Annotated in this window: 22 protein-coding genes; 17 read left to right on the forward strand and 5 right to left on the reverse strand. The window is 69.1% G+C overall.

The features are described 5' to 3' along the window. Window positions 1–102: 102 nt before the first annotated feature. The gene (locus APZ21_RS08235) at window positions 103–699 is read right to left on the reverse strand and encodes an Rv1733c family protein (RefSeq protein ID WP_156370858.1); all 597 of its coding nucleotides are present in this window, start codon (window positions 697–699) and stop codon (window positions 103–105) included. A 32-nt stretch (window positions 700–731) separates the two neighbouring features. On the opposite strand from APZ21_RS08235, the gene APZ21_RS33845 reads away from it, so the two are divergent. From APZ21_RS33845 to APZ21_RS08255, 5 genes are all read left to right on the forward strand, one after another. Beyond that, entirely contained in the window at window positions 732–878 is a 147-nt protein-coding gene (locus tag APZ21_RS33845) for a hypothetical protein (protein ID WP_156370860.1), read from the forward strand. A 64-nt stretch (window positions 879–942) separates the two neighbouring features. Beyond that, window positions 943–1,698: an SDR family NAD(P)-dependent oxidoreductase gene (locus tag APZ21_RS08240; protein ID WP_054812749.1), complete on the forward strand. Its 756-nt coding sequence runs from the start codon at window positions 943–945 to the stop codon at window positions 1,696–1,698. Between the two features lie 61 nt (window positions 1,699–1,759). Next, on the forward strand, window positions 1,760–3,247 hold the full coding sequence (locus APZ21_RS08245; RefSeq protein ID WP_239476544.1) for a bifunctional aminoglycoside phosphotransferase/ATP-binding protein: 1,488 nt from the start codon (window positions 1,760–1,762) through the stop codon (window positions 3,245–3,247). Next, window positions 3,244–3,891, forward strand: a complete 648-nt coding sequence (locus APZ21_RS08250) for a response regulator (RefSeq protein ID WP_054812642.1) — start codon at window positions 3,244–3,246, stop codon at window positions 3,889–3,891. The genes APZ21_RS08245 and APZ21_RS08250 overlap by 4 nt, the downstream gene beginning before the upstream one ends. A gap of 46 nt (window positions 3,892–3,937) precedes the next feature. Further along, on the forward strand, window positions 3,938–5,692 hold the full coding sequence (locus APZ21_RS08255; protein WP_054812643.1) for a sensor histidine kinase: 1,755 nt from the start codon (window positions 3,938–3,940) through the stop codon (window positions 5,690–5,692). Here APZ21_RS08255 and APZ21_RS08260 read toward each other — a convergent pair. Then, entirely contained in the window at window positions 5,689–6,696 is a 1,008-nt protein-coding gene (locus APZ21_RS08260) for a CHAD domain-containing protein (protein ID WP_054812644.1), read from the reverse strand. The genes APZ21_RS08255 and APZ21_RS08260 overlap by 4 nt on opposite strands. A 148-nt stretch (window positions 6,697–6,844) precedes the next feature. Between APZ21_RS08260 and APZ21_RS08265 the strand changes: the two genes are divergently transcribed. From APZ21_RS08265 to APZ21_RS08280, 4 genes are all read left to right on the forward strand, one after another. Next, a complete protein-coding gene (locus APZ21_RS08265) occupies window positions 6,845–9,418 on the forward strand; it encodes a glycoside hydrolase family 65 protein (RefSeq protein WP_054812645.1) in 2,574 nt (857 codons plus the stop codon). Between the two features lie 114 nt (window positions 9,419–9,532). Further along, window positions 9,533–10,447, forward strand: a complete 915-nt coding sequence (locus APZ21_RS08270; RefSeq protein ID WP_054812646.1) for a universal stress protein — start codon at window positions 9,533–9,535, stop codon at window positions 10,445–10,447. A 56-nt stretch (window positions 10,448–10,503) separates the two neighbouring features. After that, window positions 10,504–11,403, forward strand: coding sequence for an oxygenase MpaB family protein (locus APZ21_RS08275; protein WP_156370862.1), 900 nt, complete (start codon window positions 10,504–10,506; stop codon window positions 11,401–11,403). A 40-nt stretch (window positions 11,404–11,443) separates the two neighbouring features. Further along, window positions 11,444–12,082 carry a TetR/AcrR family transcriptional regulator gene (locus APZ21_RS08280; RefSeq protein ID WP_162240321.1) on the forward strand — a complete coding sequence of 213 codons (639 nt, stop codon included), beginning with the start codon at window positions 11,444–11,446 and terminating at the stop codon, window positions 12,080–12,082. A 27-nt stretch (window positions 12,083–12,109) separates the two neighbouring features. Here the strand turns inward: APZ21_RS08280 and APZ21_RS08285 are convergent, their stop codons facing one another. Beyond that, complete coding sequence (locus tag APZ21_RS08285) at window positions 12,110–13,015, reverse strand: alpha/beta fold hydrolase (protein WP_239476545.1); 906 nt, start codon at window positions 13,013–13,015, stop codon at window positions 12,110–12,112. 248 nt (window positions 13,016–13,263) lie between these two features. Here APZ21_RS08285 and APZ21_RS08290 point away from each other — a divergent pair, with 248 nt between their 5' ends. After that, window positions 13,264–13,461, forward strand: coding sequence for a three-helix bundle dimerization domain-containing protein (locus tag APZ21_RS08290; protein WP_054812649.1), 198 nt, complete (start codon window positions 13,264–13,266; stop codon window positions 13,459–13,461). Between the two features lie 18 nt (window positions 13,462–13,479). Here the strand turns inward: APZ21_RS08290 and APZ21_RS08295 are convergent, their stop codons facing one another. Together APZ21_RS08295 and APZ21_RS08300 are read right to left on the reverse strand one after the other, a co-directional pair. After that, window positions 13,480–14,103: a hypothetical protein gene (locus APZ21_RS08295; RefSeq protein ID WP_156370864.1), complete on the reverse strand. Its 624-nt coding sequence runs from the start codon at window positions 14,101–14,103 to the stop codon at window positions 13,480–13,482. A 45-nt stretch (window positions 14,104–14,148) separates the two neighbouring features. Beyond that, complete coding sequence (locus tag APZ21_RS08300; protein WP_204249066.1) at window positions 14,149–14,907, reverse strand: alpha/beta hydrolase; 759 nt, start codon at window positions 14,905–14,907, stop codon at window positions 14,149–14,151. A 466-nt stretch (window positions 14,908–15,373) separates the two neighbouring features. Between APZ21_RS08300 and APZ21_RS08305 the strand changes: the two genes are divergently transcribed. The 7 genes from APZ21_RS08305 to APZ21_RS08335 all read left to right on the forward strand — a co-directional run bounded on the left by APZ21_RS08305 (window position 15,374) and on the right by APZ21_RS08335 (window position 22,731). Beyond that, a complete protein-coding gene (locus APZ21_RS08305) occupies window positions 15,374–15,805 on the forward strand; it encodes an Hsp20/alpha crystallin family protein (RefSeq protein ID WP_054812652.1) in 432 nt (143 codons plus the stop codon). A gap of 135 nt (window positions 15,806–15,940) precedes the next feature. Beyond that, window positions 15,941–17,752, forward strand: coding sequence for an acetate--CoA ligase (gene acsA, locus APZ21_RS08310; RefSeq protein WP_174553573.1), 1,812 nt, complete (start codon window positions 15,941–15,943; stop codon window positions 17,750–17,752). Between the two features lie 5 nt (window positions 17,753–17,757). Beyond that, entirely contained in the window at window positions 17,758–18,720 is a 963-nt protein-coding gene (gene pdhA, locus APZ21_RS08315; protein ID WP_371852297.1) for a pyruvate dehydrogenase (acetyl-transferring) E1 component subunit alpha, read from the forward strand. Beyond that, window positions 18,717–19,685 carry an alpha-ketoacid dehydrogenase subunit beta gene (locus tag APZ21_RS08320; protein ID WP_054812653.1) on the forward strand — a complete coding sequence of 323 codons (969 nt, stop codon included), beginning with the start codon at window positions 18,717–18,719 and terminating at the stop codon, window positions 19,683–19,685. Before pdhA ends, APZ21_RS08320 begins: the two co-directional genes overlap by 4 nt. Before the next feature lies 1 nt (window position 19,686). After that, window positions 19,687–21,072 carry a 2-oxo acid dehydrogenase subunit E2 gene (locus APZ21_RS08325; RefSeq protein ID WP_054812654.1) on the forward strand — a complete coding sequence of 462 codons (1,386 nt, stop codon included), beginning with the start codon at window positions 19,687–19,689 and terminating at the stop codon, window positions 21,070–21,072. A gap of 2 nt (window positions 21,073–21,074) precedes the next feature. Then, on the forward strand, window positions 21,075–21,359 hold the full coding sequence (locus APZ21_RS08330) for an acyl carrier protein (RefSeq protein WP_054812655.1): 285 nt from the start codon (window positions 21,075–21,077) through the stop codon (window positions 21,357–21,359). 1 nt (window position 21,360) lies between these two features. After that, the gene (locus tag APZ21_RS08335) at window positions 21,361–22,731 is read left to right on the forward strand and encodes a phosphoribosyltransferase family protein (RefSeq protein WP_054812656.1); all 1,371 of its coding nucleotides are present in this window, start codon (window positions 21,361–21,363) and stop codon (window positions 22,729–22,731) included. The last annotated feature ends 21 nt before the right edge of the window (window positions 22,732–22,752 follow it).

Below are 22,752 nucleotides of genomic sequence, written 5' to 3' on the forward strand. Positions count from 1 at the left end.
CGTCACCGAAATTCCACGCTGTCATCGACCGCCGCGCACCGGTAAGAGCACGATGTCCCCGGCCGGTGGGACCTCCGCCGAGTCATTCGCGGCCCTTGTGGTTCACCGCGCCGGTGCGGCGCCGTCGAGCCGACGCCACTCGCGCTCCCAGCGCAGCGCGTTGCGCCGCCGCGTCCACCACCGTGTCCCCCGCACGGCGAGGATTGCGCCACCGGTCGTCACGGCGATCACGAGGACACCGACCGTCACGCCGGATATCGCCGCGGCGTCGGGACTGCGCGGCGCATCCGTCACGGCACCGTCCGCGCGGATCCAGAGCGGGACATGATCCCCTTTCGCGACGATACGACCGACCGGCACCGTGGCGGTCCGCGTGCGGTCGCGGTCCTGCCAACGCGCGGTCGCCTCCCGCTCGTCACCGATGATCTTGCGCGGCTCGTCGACGATCACCGCGTCGACGGTCGTCCTGCTCGCCCGTTCGACACGGATCGACGCCGCTTCGGCGGAATAGACCGCGGTCCCGACGGCCGCGGCGACCGGTATCGACAACAGCACCGCGAGCGCCGCGAGGATCACCATCGCGCCCTCGACGCGTTCGCAGACGCGCATCAGCGGATTCGGATTCCACGGCCGAAGCCACCAGTGCCGCGGTGAGTGCGACCACCACCGCTGGAACGAGATCGTTGTAGCGCCGGACATGGTCGCTCTCCTACCTGCACGCGGGTTATCCGATGGTTTCGAGCATCGCCGCCGCGCGCCCGCGTCGGCAGGGAAAAAAGTCATTCGGCGACCGGCCGCATGGCATCGGTACGACCGTCGGCGCGACGCGCGGCAAGACGAACCGGACGACCCTCGAGATCGAGGACTTTCGGCCGTGACCACCGCGACACCGGGTGAGCGATCGTTGGGACATCCACGATGGAGGAAAAGGGGTTGGTCATGATGTCGGATCTCCACGGCCGCAGCGCCGTTGTGACGGGCGGGGCGCGCGGAATCGGCGCGGCCGTCGCACGGGCACTCGTCGAGGCAGGCATGGGCGTGGTCGTCGCGGATCTGCTCGACCGGGAAGGCAAGACCACCGCGGGGGAATTGGGTCCGAGGGCCATGTTCTGTCACCTCGACGTGTCCGACGAAGACCAGTGGCGCCATGTCCTCGACGACGCCGAGGCGACCTACGGACCGTTGGCGGTCCTGGTCAACAACGCCGGCATCGTCGATTTCGGCGGCATCGAGTCGGAGGCCCCGGCCATGTTCCGGCACGTGCTGGACGTGAACCTGGTCGGGCCGTGGCTCGGAATGCACCACGCCGCACCGCGTTTGCGAGCCGCGGGCGACGGCGTCATCGTCAACATCTCCTCGACCGCGGGTCTGACCGGATATTCCGGCATCGCGGGCTATGTCGCGAGCAAATGGGGTCTGCGCGGACTGACGAAGGCCGCCGCGCTCGAACTCGGCGACGCCGGTGTCCGCGTCTGCTCGGTACACCCCGGCCCGATTCGCACGCCCATGACCGCCGGACTCGACCCGAATATGACCGGCGGGCAACCGCTGGCCCGGTTCGGCGAACCGGAGGAGGTCGCCGCGATGGTGCGCTTCATCGTCGAGGAGGCGACCTACTCCACCGGGTCGGAATTCGTGCTCGACGGCGGCTCCACCGCGGGGCTCACCCTCGCCGGACCCACCGCCGAAGGCGCGTGACGTGTCGGTCCCCGCTTCCGCGCCCGCCCGGATTCACGAAACGCACACCGGGATCGTAACCTTGTGCGGTGATCGCGCCTTCAAGGTGAAGAAGCCGATCGCCACCGACTTCCTCGACTTCAGCACTCAGGAACTGCGCGAACGCGCCTGTGCGCGAGAACTCGAACTCAACCGCCGCATGGCCCCGGACGTCTACCTAGGCATCGCCCACCTGGTCGATCCGACCTCGCGATCGTCGGAACCGGTTCTGGTCATGCGCCGGATGCCCGATGATCGGCGGCTGTCCGCACTCGTCGCGGACCCGTCATGGGACGACACCCGGTTGTCCTCGCTGGTAGGAATGCTCGCGCGATTCCACGACCGGGCCCGGCGCGGACCCGATATCGATGCGGAAGGCGAACCCGAGGCACTGCGCGGACGCTGGCTGTCGCTGATCCGCCCGTTGCGCGGTCGACGTTCGGTCGACGCGGACCGGTTGGCGCGAATCGAGCGCCTCGCGCTGGATTTCATCGACGGCCGGGCGCCGCTGTTCACCCGGCGCGTCGCCGACGGCATGATCGTCGACGGCCACGGTGACCTGCTCGCCCAGGACATCTTCGACCTGCCCGACGGATTCCGGGTGCTGGACTGTCTCGACTTCGACGACAAGCTGCGATGTGTCGACCGCCTCGACGACATCGCCTTCCTCGCCATGGACCTCGAATTCCGCGGCCACGGCGAACTCGGCGCGGCACTGCTGGCCGACTATCGCCGACGCACGGCCGACCCGGCCCCGGACGCGCTGGTCCACCACTACCTCGCCTACCGCGCCCTGGTGCGGGCCAAGGTCGATCTCATCCGCTACGACCAGGGCGAGCAGGCCGCGGACGAGCGAGCTCAGCGCCACCTCGCCATCACCGAACAGCATCTCGCCGACGCGGCGGTTCGACTGGTGCTCGTCGGCGGCCTGCCCGGCACCGGCAAATCGACCGTGGCGGGCGAACTCGCCGCGGCCACCGGAGCCACGGTGCTGTCAAGTGACCGGGTACGCCGGGAACTGTTCGCCGCCGACGAAATCGACGGTGCGCCGGGAGCTTACGGCGCGGGACTGTACTCTCCGGCGCACAAGGCGCGGGTGTATCGCGAACTGCTCGCCCGCGCCCGCGCGCTGCTCGCGTCCGGCGTGTCGGTAATCCTCGACGCCAGCTGGATCGAGGACCGCGAGCGCCGCGCGGCGCGTGCGCTCGCCACGCAGCTCACCGCGGAGTCGATCGAGCTGGAATGCGTCTGTCCGGCCGCGGTCGCCGCAGCGCGGATCGGCGCCCGCCACGGCGGCGACTCGGACGCGACGGCGGCGATCGCGGCGGATATGGCGGTCACCGGGGACGCGTGGCCCGAGGCCGTTCGGCTCGATACCGATCGCGCACCGGAACGGACGCTCGCCGATGCCGTCCGAATCTTCCGAACCCGTGCAGAATATGAGATGACCGTACTGCCGGACCGGCTCGCCGCCGTCGGTGCCGTCATGTCAAGTGCCATCAGCGGAACCCGGAAGGAAGTGGGGCGATGATCAAGGTCTTCCTGGTCGACGACCACGAAATAGTCCGTCGCGGAGTCGGCGACCTCATCGCCGCCGAACCCGATCTCGAAGTCATCGGCGAGGCCGACGGCTACTCCCACGCCCTCGCCCGAATTCCCGCGCTGCGACCCGATGTGGTGGTCCTCGACGTCCGCCTGCCCGACGGCAACGGCATCGAATTGTGCCGCGAGCTGAAGTCGGCCGACCCCGACCTCCAGTGTCTGATGCTCACCTCGTTCACCGACGAACAGGCCATGCTGAACGCGATCCTCGCCGGCGCCAGCGGCTACGTGGTCAAGGACATCACCAGTCTCGACCTCATCGGCGCCATCCGCGAGGTCGGTGCGGGCAAATCCCTGCTCGACAATCGCGCCGCGGCCGCGCTCATGGCGAAGCTGCGTTCGGAGGCCGAAACCGAGAAGGGGCCGCTCGCCTCCCTGACCCAGCAGGAACGGACCTTGCTGTCCCTGTTGGGTGAAGGTCTGACCAACCGGCAGATCGCGGCGCGGATGTTCCTGGCGGAGAAAACGGTCAAGAACTACGTCTCGCGGCTGCTGACCAAGCTCGGCGTCGAACGCCGTACGCAGGCGGCGGTACTCGCCTCGAAACTGGACCGGCCCGACCGGCAACCGTGATCACGCCGATGCCGCCCGAACCGTTCCGTTCTCGTATAGTGATCGTATGCCGGACATTGAGGCCCAGCGGTCTGGTCTTGGTGGCAACGGCCGGATCCCTGTCAGCGAGACCCTGTCACAACTGCGGCTGCACGAGCTGCTGATCGAGGTCCAGGACCGTATTGCGCAGATAGTCGACGTCCGCGACAGGATGGATCGGCTGATCGAGGCCATGCTCGTCGTCACCGCGGGCCTGGATCTGGACAACACCCTGCGCACCATCGTGCACGCCGCCATCGAACTGGTCGACGCCGGATACGGTGCGCTGGGAGTCCGCGACACCGAGGCAGGCGGCAAACAACTCGCCGAATTCGTCTACGAGGGCATCGATGACCGCACGCGGGTCATGATCGGCGACCTGCCGCGCGGGCACGGCGTACTCGGCCTGCTCATCGAGCACCCCGAACCCATTCGTCTGGCGAATCTGTCCGATCATCCCTCCTCGGTCGGCTTTCCCGCCAACCATCCGCCCATGCACACCTTCCTCGGCGTGCCGGTCCAGGTACGCGACGAGGTGTTCGGCAACCTCTACCTCACCGAGAAGGCCGGCGGCAAGGAATTCACCGACGACGACGAAGTCGTCGTGCAGGCATTGGCGGCCGCCGCGGGTATCGCCATCGAGAACGGGCGTCTCTACCAGCAGAGCCGCGTGCGGCAGCGCTGGCTGGAAGCCACCCGGGACGTGGCCACCGAACTGCTCGGCAACAGTGAATCCAGCGAGGTGCTCGATGTCGTCATCGAGCGCACCCTGACACTGACCGAATCAGCGGTCACCTTCGTCGCCCGCCCCGAGGACCTCGAGATCCCCATCGAGGACATCACCGAACTCGTCGTGGTCGCGGTGGCGGGCAGCCGATCCGGCACTCAGGTCGGCGCGCGCATCCCGGTGGACACAACGCACACCGGCGAGGTGTTCCGATCAGGGCATCCCGTATCGGTCGAGAAATTGGCATACGACCCCTTCGGCGACTCGACCGACGAATTCGGACCCGCGCTCATCCTGCCGCTGCGAGCGGGAGGTTCGGTGATCGGCGTGCTGACGGCGCTGCGCCCCGCGGACATGCCGCCGCTGGACAGCTCCGCACAGCAGATGATGGGCGTCATCGCCGACCAAGCGGCACTGGCCCTGCGGCTGGCCGACACCCAGGCGCGGATGCGCGAGCTCGACGTCCTGTCCGACCGTGACCGCATCGCCCGCGATCTGCACGACCACGTCATCCAGCGACTGTTCACGGTCGGATTGTCCTTGCAGAGCACCGCGCAACGGGCCAAGTCGCCGGAGGTCAAGACGCGGCTCGCGACGACCATCGAAGACGTGCAGACCATCGTGCAGGACATTCGGCATTCCATCTTCGACCTGCACAGCAACAATGCCGCCGACTCGTCGAACTACCGCAAGTACCTGCACAGCATCATCGTCGACACCACCGCCGAATCAGGACTGCACACCACCGTGCGACTGGCCGGGCCGGTCACCGCGCTCTCGCCGCCGCTGTCCGACGACGTCGAAGCCGTACTGCGCGAGTCGGTGAGCAATGTCGTCCGGCACGCCCACGCCACCACCCTCTCGGTGGAACTGCGCATCCGCGACGACGTCACCATCGAGGTCGTCGACAACGGTCGCGGGATCGACGGCGCCGACACCCGCCGAAGCGGGTTGGCCAATCTCGCGACCCGCGCCGAGAACGCGGGCGGGAGCTTCGAGATCGCGCCGAAGCCGGGCGGCGGCACCATCCTGCGCTGGTCGGCGCCGCTGCCCTAACGTTTCGATTCGACCGGCGCGTGGTCGTGGTCGTGGTCGAGGGCGGCGTCGTGGTCGGAGGCAGCGTCGTGGTCGAGGGCGCGCACCGCGCGCATGGCCCCGTGGCAGAGGTGCGGCAGCGACTCGGTGCAGCGGTCGGTGATACCGAGTTCGCGCTGGTAGAGCAGCCCGTAGGTGAAGCTCGGCTCCCCTGCCTTCTCGGCCTCACCGGCGAGTTGCAGCAGGTGCCGTTTCGCGACCACCGCGTCGTGATGCTCGCCGAGCATGTTCTGCAACGATTCCAGGGCCACCAGCGCGGCGCCGCGTTCGGGTTCGTCGTCGCCGATGGATTCGATGAAGTACCGCGTGCGCCGCACGGCCTTGCGCACCGAATGCACGGCGGCGTCGCGTGCGTCCTCGCCTCGGGCCACCGCCACCGCGCGCATCCGGTCCTCCACCCGTTCGACCAGGTCATCGAGCAGCAGACCGCGGCGGTCCACGGCCGCCCAGTCCGCTTCGCCCTTGCGAAGCGCGACGACCTCGGTGTCCAGGTCGGTGACCACCGCGAGATAGCGGCGCGAACCCAGCAGGGCGCGTCCCTCGATCCGCGCCTGATCGATGCGGTAGTCGAAGTAGCGGTCCACGCGTTCGGCGACGGGACCGCGCAGGTATCGGGCGCGCAGCGCGCCCGTGGAGGCGCGCAGGCGGCTCGCCTGCACGTCCAGGTCATGGGCTGCGCCGAGCGCGAGCCCGAACCAGCGCAGTTCCTCGATCAGCCTGCGCAGGTCCCGATGGCGATTCCTGGCGACGCGATGGGCGGCCAGGGCGCTGCGGGCCCGCCGCGCCGCGACGATGATGGCCGGGATCGCGCTCGCGTCACCGCCACGCGCGCCGATCTCCGCCTCGATGATGACATCGCGCTGCGCGGCGAGATAGTTTGCCAACGCCTCGGCGGGCGAGATCCGTGCCACGGCGGCCTCGGCGCCGTCCGCGGTCGGCCAGGAGATATCGGTGGATGCGGGCATCGGATCGCCTAACGGTAGAAAGGTAGTCGATACCACCTTCGCGCGCTCGCGTCACGCCCCGGCAGGGCCATTGGTCGCGGCCGAACGAGACCTCCGACCGGGCACAACGGCCCTTGTCTCATCGGCCGTCGCCGCTGATGATCGGAGGGTGTCGACCTCCCTGTCCGGGTCGGAAACGCCCCGCTCCCCGATACGCGCGGACCGCTCCGGGCTCGCCGACGCGCCGACGCCCGCCGCGAGCTCCGCCGACTCCGAGGCGGTGAGCGGCGCCCCCGGCGCACTCGCACTCGAGGCGGGCCACGAAGCCGCGGACCGATGGTGCGGCGGCGCGACCGCCGAACCCGGCGGCTGGAACCTCGTCTACGACGACTGGGACCCGGCGCAAGAAGGCACCCGAGAAGCGCTGTGCACGACGGGAAACGGATACTGGGCCACCCGCGGGTCGGTTCCCGGCGTCACCGCCGACTCGGTCCACTATCCCGGCACCTATATCGCGGGCATCTACAACCGCTGCATCCTCGACATAGAGGGCCGCCCCAGCGAATCCGAACACCTCGTCAACGTGCCGGACTGGACCTTCCTGCGCGTATGCCTCGACGACGGCACGGAACTGCGTCCCGGCATCGCCGAGATGCTCGACCACCAGAAGAATCTCGACCTGCGCACCGGGACGCTGACCCGCGTCGACCGCTACCGGGACCGGTCGGGCCGAACGACCCGGGTCACCACGCGCCGATTCCATTCGATGGCCGAGCCCTATCTCGCGGCGCTGGAACTCGATATCGTCGCCGAGGACTGGAACGGCACCCTCACCGTCGTCTCGGCGACCAATGCCGACATCGCCAATCGCAACGCCGTGGCCGACCGCGACATCGCCTACCGCCACCTGCTGCCCGGACGTCACGAATTCATCGACTCGGCGACCGTGCTGCACGTCTGCACCACCGACCAGTCCCGCCTCGACGTCGCCACAGCCACCCGCACGACGACGAGGGAACCCGGCGTTCGACGCCGCAGAATCAGCAGAATCGACTGTCCGGGAATCGAATTCACGTTCTCCGTGCGCGCGGGCGACACCATCGGACTCGAGAAGGTCGCGGCGGTGGCGACCAGCCGCGACCGCGGCATCTCGACCGCCGCGATCGCGGCCACCGCCCGCATCGCCGACGCCGCGGACATCGCGACGTTGCGCGCCGCCCACCTGCGCAGCTGGGCCGGGCTGTGGCGGCGCTTCGGCATCGAGCTCGGTGAGGGGCATTACCATCGCATGGCGATGAATTTGCAGGTGTTCCACGTGCTCCAGAGCGTCGCCGCGGCGGGGCCGGATTCCGATATCGGACTGCCCGCGCGCGGATTGCATGGAGAGTCCTACCGCGGCCACATCTTCTGGGACGAACTGTTCGTCTACCCCATGCTGACCCTGCGCAGACCCGATCTGACCCGCGCCTTCCTCAACTACCGGTACCGGCGACTGCCGGGCGCGAAATCCTCGGCGCGACATCTCGGATTGCCCGGCGCGCTGTTCCCGTGGCGCAGCGGCAGCGACGGGCGCGAGGAGACGCCCACCGAGATGCTCAACACCCGCAACGGTCGGTGGATGCCGGACAATTCCCACCTGCAACGCCACGTCGGGCTCGCGATCGCCTACAGCGTCTGGCAGTACTACCAGGCCACCGCCGACATCGGTTTCCTGCTCGAATCCGGCGCCGAGATGTTCATCGAGATCGCCCGCCTGTTCGCGGGTTCGGCGATCCACGACGCGGCCGAGGATCGCTACGACATCAGCGGTGTGATGGGTCCGGACGAATACCACGACGGCTACCCCGACTCCCCCGGGTCGGGACTGCGCAACAACGCCTACACCAACGTCCTCACCGCCTGGGTTCTCGCCCGTGCGTGCGACGTGGTCGAGATTCTCGCCGGCCGTGACTGCGATCCGCTGCGCGAGCACCTCGCGATTCGGCACGACGAACCCGAGCACTGGGACCGCATCAGCAGAAGGCTGCGCGTCCCGTTCCACGCCGACGGGGTCATCAGCCAGTTCGACGGCTACGAGGCGCTCGAGGAATTCAACTGGGACGCCTACCGCGCGAAATACGGAAATATCGGCCGACTCGATCTCATCCTCAATGCCGAGGGTGACAGCACCAATCGCTACAAAGTGTCCAAACAGGCCGACGTGCTGATGCTGTTCTATCTCTTCTCGGCCGAGGAACTGCGCCACGTCCTCGACCGTCTCGGCTATTCGCTCGCGCCCGAGGTCATTCCGCGTACGGTCGGCTACTATCTGGCCCGCACCAGCCACGGCTCCACCCTGAGCCGTTTCGCCCACGCCTGGGTGCTCGCCCGCAGCGACCGCGCCATGTCATGGGGCCTGTTCGCCCAGGCGCTCGAAGCCGATCTCGGTGACACCCAGGGCGGCACCACCCGCGAGGGCGTCCACATCGGGGCCATGGCGGGCACCGCGGATATGGTGCTGCGCTGTTACGGCGGCGTCGAGACCCGCCACGACACGCTGCGACTGCACCCGGTGCTGCCCGACGATCTGCCCGAAGCCGAATTCACGCTCAGCTATCGCGGGCAGCCGCTGACGGTCGAGGTGAGCCATACGCGGGTGCTCGTCCGCCTGCATCCCAGCGCGGCCGCCCCCATCCGCGTCCACGTCGAGGATGCGGAGCGGACCCTCACCTCCGGGCAGAGCTGGGAAGTCCCGTTGTCTTGAGTGCGGAGCCGAGCCCAACGGCCCTCGTCACGGGGACCAATGCAGGCATCGCCGCGGACACGACCGGCCTACGGTCGAATCGACACAGCTCACCGCATCCGAAGGGCCTCGGGCATGACCATCGATCACGACACCGATCCGCACCGACTCGCGACGGCACCGCTCGTCGTCGGCGTCGACGGCGACCACACCTGCGAGCAGGCGATCCGCTGGGCCGCCCGCACCGCCGCCCGTCGCGGACGCAGGTTGCACATCGTGCACGCCCTCGACTTCTCCTCGACCCGAGCGATTCTCGGAAGCTACGACGTCATGGCCCCCTCGGCCACCGAGGGCATGCACGACCACGGTGACCATGTCCTGGCCGCGGCCGTCCGCGTCGCCCGCGACGCCGCGCCCGATGTGACCATCGCCACCGAACTGTCCGAGGCGAATCCGGCCGAACTGCTCATCGCCCTGTCCGAGAGCGCGCACATGGTCGTCCTCGGGGCCCGATCGGATGCCGGGGCGGCGCACTATCTCGGCTCCACGCTGCTGAAGGTCACCGCGCACGGCCACGGCGCCATCGTCGTCGTCCACGACACCGACATCCGCGAGGCCGGTCCCGTCGTCGTCGCCATCGACGGCAGCCCGGTCGGGGAACCCGCGATCGCCACCGCCTTCGCCGAGGCATCCGAACTCGGGACCGACGTCGTCGCCATGCACGCCTGGAGCGATATCGACGCCGGGACCTTCGCGGGCGCGACCTATCTCGAGCTCCCCGTCGCCGACCTCGAGGTCGCCGAGCACACCCTGCTCGCCGAACGCCTCGCGGGCTGGCAGGAGAAGTATCCCGACGTCCGGGTGACCCGCGAGGTCTTCGCCGACGGACCGCGTCACCATCTCGCCGACGCCTCGACCACCGCACAGCTGATCGTGGTCGGCAGTCGGGGGCGCGGCGGATTCCGCGGTCTGCTGCTCGGCTCGACGAGCACCTGGATCATGCGGCACGCGCACTGCCCGGTCATGGTCGTGCATCCCGAACGCCGCTGAATCGAGGCGCGCGAGGATCTTTACACGGGTGTAGACAGATAGCTATCGTTGCACGCATGTGGACAGATCGTGTGGCGAGACTCTCGCATCCGTACCGGGTCCGTGACGAACTCGCGACCCTCGACCCCGTCATCGACAACGAGCGGATGACACACCTGGTGCTCGAGGTCCGCTACGGCCACCCGTGGTTCGTCACGATCGCCTACACGCTGGCGTTCCTGCGGCAGATGTCGATCCCGGCGATCGCGCGCACCGTGTACCGCGCCGGGACCGGCGACATCATGCGGGCGACGCGGCGACGCAACGACGACACCCTGGTGTTCTTCGGCGAGATCATGCGCTGCGGCTACACCTCCGCGCGCGGCGGCGAGGTCATCGACCGGCTCAACGAGATCCACGCCCGCTACCGGATCTCCAACGACCTGAACGTCTACACCCTCGCCTCGCTCATACTCGAAGCGCAACGCATCGGCCTTTCCCTCGACCGACCGCTGATGTCGGAACGCGAAATGGATGCCGTATACCATTTCTGGCACGGCGTCGGCACGCGCATGGGCATCACCGACATTCCGGGCTCCAGCTCCGAATTCCTCACCTGGACACTGCAATACGAGCGGGACAACGCGGCCTACACCCCCGGCGGCCACGCCGTCGCGCAGGTCATCATCGACGACTTCGCCGCCCGATTCCCCCGCCCGCTGCGCCGCGCAGGCACCGCGGTGCTGTTGTCGCTGTGCGACGACGGACTGCTCGACGCGCACCGGCTGACCGGCCCATCGCGCGCACAGCGCTCGCTCGCGCTCGCGGCGATGCGCGGCTATCTGCTCGGCACCGGCCTGCTCCCCGACCCCGGCGAACGGTCCTGGGTGGATTGGTTCGGCCGGGACACGGCATACCCGGACTTCACCCGCATCGGGCAACAGCGCGAGCGCCGCGCCGCCGCCGATCCCCGGTGAGACGACCGCCGCACCGCCGCCGTTTGGCAGGATGAACGGTGTGGGCGCACTCCGAGAGGACACCGCGGGACGGCGCTACGGCGGCAGTTCCGCCGAGGAACGTCGGCAACTCCGCTACGAACAGTTGCTGAGCGCCGCGCTGGACTGCTTCGGGGAACAGGGCCTGTCCGGCGTCGGCGTGCGGCCGGTCAGCACCCGCGCCGGCATCGCGCCCCGCTACTTCCGCGAGAGTTTCGCCGACCGCGACGCACTGCTGGTCGCCCTCTACGACCGTGCCGCCGACCGGGTGCTGCAAGCCGCGCTCGCGGTCATGAACGCGGGCGTCGGCGACCACACCACACGAGTTCGCGCGTCGCTCGACGCCGTCCTGAGCGCACTCGACGCCGACCCGCGCCTGGCTCCGCTGCTGTTCGGCACCGCGAACGAGCCGGTACTGCGCGAACGCCGCGAACGCATGATGCTCGACTACGCCGATGCCATCGCCGCCCAAGCGGTCTCGCTGTTCCCCGAGCGCGTCGACGCCGCGAGCTTCCGCATCACCGCCATCATCCTCACCGGCGGCTTTCTCGAACTGATCACCTGGTGGCTGGCCGATCCCGCCCGCGCCGACCGCGACGAGATACTCGACCGCGCCACCGGGCTGTTCTTCGCCTCGCTCACCCTCGGACAACACTCGTGAATCCCGTGAACCTGTCCGTACCGGGGCTCACATGGCGCGCGAGCCCACCGACTCGGGAAACTCGCCCACCGCGGTCCGGGCGGACGGGGACACGGTCGGCCGCTGGATCACATTGGTGATGAGCTCGCCGAACGCGCGCGGATCATCCATCAGCCAGGCATGCCCGCCGGACACCGTGGCCGCGTCCGGGCCTCCCGCCGCGACGTGCAACGACAGCGAGGTGGCTTCCGGGATGACCGTGTCACGGTTGCTCCACACGACGAACATGGGAACGCGGCGCTCGGCGAGGTCGGCGAGTTCGGCGGTCAGATTCGTCGTCCGTGCGATATGGGCGGCGTCCCACACCGCGCCCGGATTGCGCGCCAGACTCGGCACCGCGTCACGCAGCACCACCGGGAGCACCCGCGTCAGTTGCCGACCGGGCAGCAGGTCGGCGGGCAGGTGCAGCCCCCAATCCCACAGTGGCCGTTCGCGAAGCGCGCGCATCGCCCCTTTCCCGTCGGTCCAGGCCGAGCCGCCTATCGAGTTGACCAGAACCAGGCGCTCCGCGACGTCGGGATACCGATGCGCGGTGGCGATCGCGACGCCGCCACCGAAAGAATGCCCGACGACCGAAATCGGTAGCGCGACCCCGACCGTCTCGATGAACCGGCGCACCCAGTCGGCGTAGTCGGACAGCGTGCGGTGCGCGGGCGGGAGGGCGGCGGTGCCCCCGAATCCGGGGAGCGACGGCGCGTAGACACGCAAGCCCATCCGCACCAATTGCTCCAACGGACGAGAGTAGGCAAGACCGCCCAATCCCCACCCGTGCAGGAACAGCACCCGAGGCCCGCGGCCGCCGACACGGTAGTTAGCGATGCGGCCGTCTATCAGCACAGATCGCCGACGCATACCGGGAACAGCGGACTTCGAGCGTTCGGTGATGTTCATCATCCCATCTCATCGCGATCGCGCGGCGCCGGGCAGAGCCGTACGGACGCGGGACCGACAGTCCGAGGTCACCATTGCCGGTGACTTGGGCGGTGAAGTCGGCCGTTCCCGCCGCCCGAACAGCACGGTCACGGCCGATATCCCCGGCCGTGTGGGCGAAACGGCCGGCCTTCCCGTACATGTCCGTAAGTCCGCGGACAAGGGTCGCAATGCCCCTCCCGGGCCATCGGCGCCTCCTCGAGAATCGAGGAATGCGATTCGACGAGGAAACACAGATAAGGCAGGTCATCGAGCGACTCGCGAACAGATATCCCGATGTGGGTCCCGGGACCATCGAGCGAACCGTCGCCGACGCGCGAGCGAAATTCGCCGATGCGAAGGTCCGCGACTTCGTTCCGCTGCTCGTGAACAAGAGAGCGAAACAGACTTTGGCGCGACAAGCCCACTGAGCGTGCGCGCCTTCGCCTTCAGCGATGTGTCCCGTCGGTATTCTCGGCTTCCGGCGGTCGGGCACTTCGCTCCGCCGCGCCCGGCAGGTACTTCGTCCAATCTATGCGGGCGAACAAGACGACGGCGGCGAGAAGCGCGAGCTGCACCGCGATGCCGAGCGGTGAGGTGATCGAATCCAGGAACGCATCGCTGAGTTTTCGCTCGGCGACGGTGGTGGCCGCCACATAGAACGAATAGCTGACGAGTCTGCCCAGGATATGCGCGACGGTTATCGGCAGCAGGCGCACTCCCATCAAACCGGCCGCCTCGAACAATTGCGCAGCGGGTATCGGCGAGACCAGGAAAAGCGCGAGCCCGGCGACGGAACGTCCCTTATTGCCGGTCACATATTGATTGGCGGCCTCGAGACCGGCTTTGCGGCGAGGGCTGAGGTGATCGCGGAGACGGTTGGTGGCGAACGCGAGCAGATAACGACCGGCCCCGGAGGCGAAGGCGCCGAGAACGACCACCGCGACCGGCTCGAGATGCCAATTCAGCTCGAGGAGTACCACCACCAATACCGAGGGCGGACCGAACGCGGGCATCAGGTTCACCGCGAACACCACCGCGAAGAACGCCAAGTAATACCACACGGGGCTCACGGCACTCCCGCTTCCGAATCGTTCGTCATCGCACTCATGCCATCTCTACCGTACGTGCCGCATCGCATCGACCTCACCCGGCATGTGCGCGTCCAGCCAGGCTGTCATCGCGTCCAACGCGAACCGGAATCCATTGAGCTGAGGGCGATTCAGGTATCCGTGCCAGGAATTCGGCACCACGGTGTACGACACCGGGACGCCGGCGGCGGCGAGCTCGGCGGCGAATGCCTCGCCGGAAGCGCGGAGGGTGTCGTGATCGGCGTCCAGCAGCAGGGCGGGCGGCAAGCCGGTGAGATCACCGCCGCCGGGGAAGGCGCCGGAGTCCAGCAGGTCCTCTCGGCCGACATAGTTGACATTCAGCCGGTGGACAGCGGGAGGGGACAGCTGCCGGTAGCCCGCGAGTCCGCGCAGGCTGTCGCGCACCGATTCCGGCAGGGGCGGCAGTTCGGCGTGGTAGAGGCCGTAGCACAGGAGCAGTCCGGCCACGCCGGACAGGCGTTGCGCGCCGGTGACGGCGAGGCAGGCGCCCGCGCTGGCGCCGCCGAGTACGACCCGGCCGTGCTCGGCCGCCAACGCGCGCCCCGCGTCGACCACGTCGTCCAGCCCGGCGGGAAAGTGGTTGACCGTGGATGACGCGGCCCAGGGGAAGCGCGGCGCGAGCCGGTAGTCGACGGTGCGGACCCTGCGACCGGACTCGGCCAGACGCAGCGCGACCATGTGGGATTCGGCCTGATCCAGGTTGCCCCAGACGAATCCGCCGCCGTGCAGCCACAGCACGGCCGCGGCGTCTTCCCGGCATTCCACCGGAAGGTAATCGCGAACGGGAATCTCGCCCCGTCTGCCTCGCAGTGTCCGGTCGCGGGTACGAACCCGCATCCGAACGCTGTCGGCCCCGTCCGTGGCCGCGCGCTCGTCGCTCATCGGCGCCGCGGGTCGTGATCGTCGAGCATGGCAGTCCTGACCTGGCGAGAACATTCCAGCCCGGCAGCCTACTCGACGTCGATCCGCCGACCGGACACCCGGCTCCCGCCACGGCGCGTGCCATCCGGCGACCAGCGCGCTGCGCGACCTGCGAGCCGGGCAGCGCTCCGGGCCCGAGGTCGGCGGTGGGGCTTCGGTGCGGGCGGTGACAGGCCGTCCCGGCGTCACCGTCACTCGCGTCAGAGGACTTCGGTCCTCACGGCCGTCGACCCGAGGCCCCTACTCCCGCCGCCGCCATCGGAGTGGAATAGCGACGGTAAGCGCATACTCGCGACACGAGGAGAATTCCATGAGTCTGCTTCCTGTCCATCGCTCCCGCGGCTCGCTGATGCCGGATTTCACCGACCTGTGGAACGCATTCACTCCCGTCGGCACGCTCACGCCGATGTTCAATTTCCATACGATCCGGTTGGAAGACGCCCTCGATGACGGCCACTACACCGTCCGCGCCGAAATTCCCGGCATCGATCCGGCCAAGGACCTCGAGGTCACCGTCGCCGAGGGACATCTGACCATCCGAGCGGAGCGCAGTGTGCAGAAGGAGGAGAACGGCCGATCGGAGTTCGGCTACGGCTCCTTCGTCCGCACCATCGCGCTGCCCGCAGGCGCCCAGGAGGAAGGTGTCGACGCCGAATACGCCAAAGGGATTCTGACCGTCACGGTGCCTATGGCCGAGGCGAAGCAAGCCGCCAAGAAGATCGAGGTCAAAGCGGGAGAGTAGCCCGCGCCGGTCATCCGTGCCCTGTCCCCCGCCGATCGAACGCCGGGGGACGGCACGGTCGACATATTCGCACGCAACGATCCGCATTCCGCCCTCGACGCCCGGCACGGTGGTCGCGGGTACCCGGAGGCCCACATGACCGACACGAGCGCCCGAACCACCGATTTCGAGCCGTTGACCTGGGAACCGATCGAGAAGACCGCGGACGAGCGCGCCGGCTGCGCGATGACCGACTACGACCTCTCCTGCCGCGAATTCGACTGGCAGACAGCGCGGTCGGCGCTGGCCGGACTTCCGGGCGGCGCGCTGAACATCGCACACGAAGCCGTCGACCGACATCTGGGCACGCCCACGGCCGAGATGACGGCGCTGCGTTGGCTGAGCGTGGCGGGCGGCGGAATCGAACTGACCTACACCGACCTCGCCGTCCTCAGCAACAGGTTCGCCGGTGTGCTCCGCTCGCTGGGGGTGCGGCGCGGCGAACGGATCTGTCTGCTGCTCGGACGCACCCCGCAGCTGTACATAGCCGCCCTCGGCGCGTGGAAGGCCGGCTGCGTCGTATCGCCGCTGTTCTCGGCCTTCGGCCCCGAGCCGGTCCGGCAACGGCTCGAGATCTCTGGGGCGACGACCCTGGTGACCACGACGGAGCTGTACCGGCGAAAGGTCGCGCCGCATCGCGACGCGGTGCCCGCGCTGCGCAACGTTCTCGTCACCGACGACCTCGGACTCGAATCGGGGGGTGGCCTGATCGAGCTGTCGCAGGCCATGGCGTCGGTCTCGGACACCTTCCCCATCGAACACACCGATCCCGAGGAGCCCGCGCTGCTGCATTTCACCAGCGGCACGACGGGCAAACCGAAGGGCGCCGTCCATGTGCACGGCGCCGTGCTCGCACACCGGGTCAGCGCCCGATACGCGCTCGATCTGCGTGCGGGTGACCGCTTCTGGTGCACCGCGGATCCGGGATGGGTCACGGGCATGTCCTACGGCGTGATCGCCCCGCTGTGTCTCGGCGTCACCGTGATCAGCGACGAAGCCGAGTTCGACACGCGACGCTGGTACGACATCCTCACCGCCGAGCGGATCTCGGTCTGGTACACCTCCCCGACGGCGTTGCGCATGCTGATGCGCGGCGGTGACCGACTGCCGCCCGGCGCCGACCTGTCGAACCTGCGCTTCGTCGCGGGTGTCGGTGAACCTCTCAACCCCGAAATCGTGGTGTGGGGCAAACGGGTACTCGGCAGAACGGTGCACGACAACTGGTGGCAGACCGAGACCGGCGCGATCATGATCGCCAACTTCGCGGCCGAACAAGTGCGGCCCGGGTCGATGGGCAGGCCCCTGCCGGGAATCGAGGCCACCATCGTGCGACGCGGCAGCGACGGACGCGCCGCCGTCGTCGACGGGGGCGTCCAGCCCGCCGGGACCGGTGAAGTCGGCGAGCTGGCCATACGCGCGGGCTGGCCATCGATGTTCCGTGGCTACTGGAACGACCACGAACGCTACGAGCGTGCGTTCGTGCGCGACTGGTACCTGTCCGGCGACTTGGCCCGGCGCGACGCGGACGGCTACTACTGGTTCATCGGGCGCGCCGACGACGTCATCGAATCCGCCGGACACCTCATCGGGCCCTTCGAGGTCGAGAGCGTGCTCATGGCGCATCCGGCGGTCGCCGAGGCGGGCGCCATCGGCACCCCCGACCCGGTCGCGGGCGAGGTGGTCAAGGCGTTCGTCACCCTGCTGCCCGGTCACCCGCCCACCGAGGAACTGCGGACCGAACTACTCGCTTTCGGCCGCCGCTCGCTCGGATCGGTCGCGCCCCGACACCTCGACTTCGCCGACCGACTCCCCCACACGCGCAGCGGAAAGGTGATGCGCCGTCTGCTCAAGGCGCGCGAACTCGGGCTGCCCGAAGGTGACACCTCCTCCCTCGAAGGAGCGACGTAGTGGGCATTTCCGACGAGGAACGGATCGCGTTGTTGCGCCAGATGATGCGCATCCGCAGATTCGAGGAGCGCTGCGTGCGGCTCTACAGCGCCGAGAAGATCCGCGGCTTCCTGCACCTCTATATCGGTGAGGAAGCCGTGGCCGCCGGACTCTTCCACGAGATCGGACCCGAGGACTCGGTGGTCTCGACCTACCGGGAGCACGGGCATGCCTTGGCGCGCGGCATTCCGACCGCCGCGCTGATGGCGGAGATGTTCGGGCGCACCAGCGGATGCAGCGGCGGCCGGGGCGGATCGATGCACCTGTTCGACGCCGAGCGGCGCTTCTACGGCGGCAACGCGATCGTGGGCGGCGGGCTGCCGCTGGCGGTCGGTTTGGCGCTGGCGGACTCGCTGCGCGAATCCCCGGCGGTCACCGTCTGCCTCTTCGGCGACGGCGCCGCCGCCGAAGGCGAATTCCACGAATGTCTGAATCTCGCCGCGCTGTGGCGTCTTCCGGTCCTGTTCGCCTGCGAGAACAACCGCTACGCCATGGGCACCGCGCTGGCGCGCGAGCACGCCGCCACCGATCTGGCCTTGCGCGCCGCGAGCTACGGACTGGTTTCCTGGCCGGTGGACGGCATGGACGCCGAAGCGGTGGCCCTCGCCACGCGGCGGGCGGTGCAGTACATCCGCGGCGGCGGCGGTCCGTGCCTGCTCGAGATGCGGACATATCGCTTCCGCGCCCACTCGCTCTACGACGCCGACCGATACCGGGACAAGGCCGAGATCGAGAAGTGGCGGGCGCGCGATCCCATTCCGGCACTGACCCGAGCGCTTCTCGACGCGGGCGCATGCTCCGAAAGCGACCAGCGCGATTGGGAATCGGCGATCGAGACCGAACTCGACGACGCCGTGGCCGCGGCCGAGGCCGGTCCACTCGAACCCACGGCCGATCTCACCCGCCACGTGTACGCGGAAACCTCATGACCAGCTACCGAGAGGCGGTGCGGGAAGCATTGCGCGAGGCGCTGCACCGCGACGAACGGACCTTCCTCATGGGCGAGGACGTCGGCGCGTACGGCGGCTGTTTCGGTGTGAGCCGCGGTCTGCTCGAGGAATTCGGGCCGACGCGTATCCGCGACGCTCCACTCAGCGAATCCGCGTTCGTCGGCGCGGGTATCGGAGCGGCACTCGGCGGGCTGCGCCCGATCGTGGAGGTCATGACCGTCAATTTCAGCCTGCTCGCCCTCGACCAGATCCTCAACAACGCGGCGACACTGCGGCACATGTCCGCCGGTCGGCTCGGGGTGCCGCTGGTCATCCGCATGGCGACCGGCGCGGGAAGACAACTGGCGGCGCAGCATTCCCACAGCCTCGAGAACTTCTACGCCCACATCCCTGGCCTTCGGGTGGTATCGGCCGCGACCGTCGCCGACGCGCGCGGCATGCTGTGGTCCGCGTTGCAGAGCCCGGACCCGGTGATCGTGTTCGAACCGATCGCGCTCTACAACACCGAAGCCGAACTGCCGCCGGACGCGGGAGCCGTCGATATCGACCGCGCCGTCGTGCGCAGGCCGGGCGCCGACCTGACCCTCGTCGCCTACGGTGGGTCGCTGCGCGTCGCCCTCGAGGCCGCCGAGCGGATCGCCGGCGAAGGTGTCTCGGCGGAGGTGATCGACCTGCGGACCCTGCGGCCGCTCGACGAGGACACCCTGCTGGAGTCCATCGCGCGGACCCACCGACTGGTGATCGTGGACGAGGGGTGGCGCAGCGTGGGTATCGCCGCCGAGATCGCCGCTCGCGCCGCCGAGTACGCCTACTTCGACCTGGACGCGCCGATCGCGCGGGTGTGCACCGCCGAGGCGCCGATTCCGTATGCCAAACAACTCGAGGACGCCGCGCTGCCAGGACCGGACGCTGTCGTCGACGCGATCCGACGGGTGGTGAGCTGACATGGTCGATTTCCGCATGCCCTCACTTGGCGCCGACATGACCGAGGGCACGCTGCTGCGGTGGCTGGTCAATCCCGGCGACGCCGTGCACAGCGGGGACATCGTCGCCGAGGTGGACACGACGAAGGCGGCGATCGAGGTCGAGTGCTTCGACGACGGCGTCGTCGGCTCGCTGCTGGTGCCCGAAGGCGCGACGGTGCCCGTCGGCACCCCGCTGGCGACGATCGACACGGCCGCGACAGCGCCGCCACGGCCCGCGCCGGAAACCGCGCCGCCGCCGGAGGCCGCGGGCGCGGTACGCGCCACCCCCTTGATCCGCCGACTGGCCGACGAAGCCGGCCTCGACGTGGCCGAGGTGCACGGATCGGGACCGGACGGGCGGATCGTGCGGGCGGATATCGCGCGGGAGGTCGAGGCGAAGTCCTCGACCGAACACCGCGACGGCGAAGTGGCGGCCGCGGCCGGCGCGTCCGCCGACGCCGGCGGGCAGCGCCCGCCGTCCACGGAATTCGCGCGCGCCTCCGGCTACGCCCGGCGACTGGCCGCCGAATCGGCTGTCGACCTCGCCGCGATCAACGGAACCGGCCCTGGCGGGGCGATCAGAGCCCGCGACATCCGCGCCACCGATATCACGGCGGCCACCGCCGCGGGGCCCGCGCCACGAACCGAGCACACGCCGGTCGAAACGACACCTACCGGCGAAGCCGCGAAGGATCACCGCCACGATCCCGACGCCGTTCGCACGCTCATCGCCGCGGCGATGACCCGGTCGAAACAGACCGTCCCGCACTACTACCTGTCGAGCACGATCGACCTGGACACCACGATGCGCTGGCTGCGAGAACGCAACCGGCGAGCGGCGGTCGCCGAACGCGTGCTCACCTCCGCCGTGCTGCTGTGCGCCACCGCGCGCGCGGCCACGATCGTCCCGGAAACCAACGGGCACTGGGTCGACGACCGATTCCGCCCCGCGACGGCCGTGCACCTCGGCATGGTCGTCTCCTTACCCGGCAGCATCGCCCTGCCCACCATCCCCGACGCCGCCGACCTGAACCCGCAGGCCATGATGGGCGCACTGCGCGACGTGGTCGCCCGCGCCCGCGCGGCACGCCTGCGGTCGACCGACACCGTCCCGGCCACGATCACGGTCACCAACCTCGGCGACCTCGGTGTCGACTCGGTCTTCGGCGTGATCGCCGCCCCGCAGGTCGCCATTGTCGGATTCGGCGCGGTGACCGAACGTCCCTGCGCGGTCGACGGAATGCTCGGCGTGCGCCCGCAGGTGTGCGCGACGCTGTCGGCCGACCATCGCGCCAGTGACGGCGCCATCGGCGCCCGCTTCCTCAACACCATCTCCGAACTGCTCCAACACCCCGAGGAGTTGTGAATATGACGAGTAAGGCACCCTCCCGCACGGTCGCCGAGGACACCGTTCGCGCCTGTCTGCGCGGATTCGCCACGCAGGCCGAGATCGACGCCCTCGATGTCGACGCTCCCCTGCGCAGCACGCTGGAACTCGACTCGATCGACTTCCTGACCTTCGTCGAACGGCTCTCCGCGGCGGGCCGCCGGATCGAGGAGAGCGACTATCCGCGATTGGCGACCATTCGGTCCTGTGTCGACTTCCTCACCGAGGAAGCGCCCGAACTCCGTGACGGCGCGACGGAGACCTGAGATGGCTCCCGAGCCGGTGGCGCGATTCGCCGACCGGCGAGACGCCGGACGCCGACTGGCGGCCCGGCTGGAAGGTGTACGCGGCGAAGATCCGGTCGTGGTCGGCGTGCCGCGCGGCGGCGTACCCGTCGCGCACGCCGTGGCGGTCTGCCTGGCCGCTCCTCTCGATGTGATCGTCGTGCAGAAGCTCGGCCTGCCGCATCAACCGGAGGTCGGCTACGGCGCGCTGAGCGAGGACGGCAGCGTGGTTGTGGACGACCGGATCGTCGATCGCGGCGGACTCACGAGCCGCGAGATGCGCCGGGTAGAGCACAACGCGCGCCACGATCTGCTCCGGCACGCCGCCCGATTGCGCGGTGTGCGACCGCGCTTGTCCCTGCTCGATCGCACGGTGGTGATCGTCGACGACGGCATCGTGACCGGTGTGACCATGCGCGCGGCCTGTCGGGACGCGCGGGCACGCGGCGCCCGCCGCATCGTGGTCGCCGTCCCGGTCGCGGACCCGTACGCCTTCCCGCTGCCCGACGCCGACGAGGTGGTCTGCCTGGCCGCACCGACCCATCCGGACGCCCTCGGCCGCTGGTATCACCGGTTCGAGCAGGTCACCGACGAGGATGTCATCGACTACCTGCATCGGGCGGCCCGACACCTGCCCTACCCCGCACCGCCGTTCGACGTGGACGAACCGCCGCCCCTTCGCGACGAATCGGTCCGAGTCGAAACCGCCGACGTCGCGGTCTTCGCACAGCTCACCGTGCCCGCGAATCCGATCGGCGCCGTGGTGTTCGTGCTGGCCTGCGCCGACGGACGGTTCAGCCCGCGCAACCGCTACATCGCGGGAAGGCTCAACCGCGCGCGTCTGGCGACGATGTCGGCCGATCTGCTCACCCCCGAGGAACAGCTGCGCCGCCGACACGTCTTCGGAATCGACACCCTGACACGGCGACTCGTCTCGACCACCCGGTGGGTCACCGCCCAGCGGGAGGTCGCGGGACTGCCGGTCGGCTACTTCGGCGCGGACACCGGCGCCGCCGCCGCACTGCGGGCCTCGACCGACTCCGCCATGCGGATCGGGGCCATCGTCTGCCGCGCCGGACGACCGGACCTCACGGGGCCGGCGATCGCGGAGGTCCGCGCGCCGACACTGTTCATCGTCGGCGGCATCGACCACGGCCTACTCGAGGCCAACCGCAGGGCCGCGCGGGAGATGTCGTGCGAGACACAGGTCCGGGTCGTACCCGACGCCTCCCGTCGCTGCGCCGAACCCGAAGACCTCACCCAGGTCGCCGACTACGCCGAAGAATGGCTGGTCGACAAGCTCACCGCCGAATCGGCCGCGATCGCCACCGATCGCCGAGCCGACCGACGCTGACCCGCCCAACCGACCGGCCGC

The sequence above is a fragment of the Nocardia arizonensis genome (assembly GCF_001310275.1).
Lineage (GTDB): Bacteria > Actinomycetota > Actinomycetes > Mycobacteriales > Mycobacteriaceae > Nocardia > Nocardia arizonensis.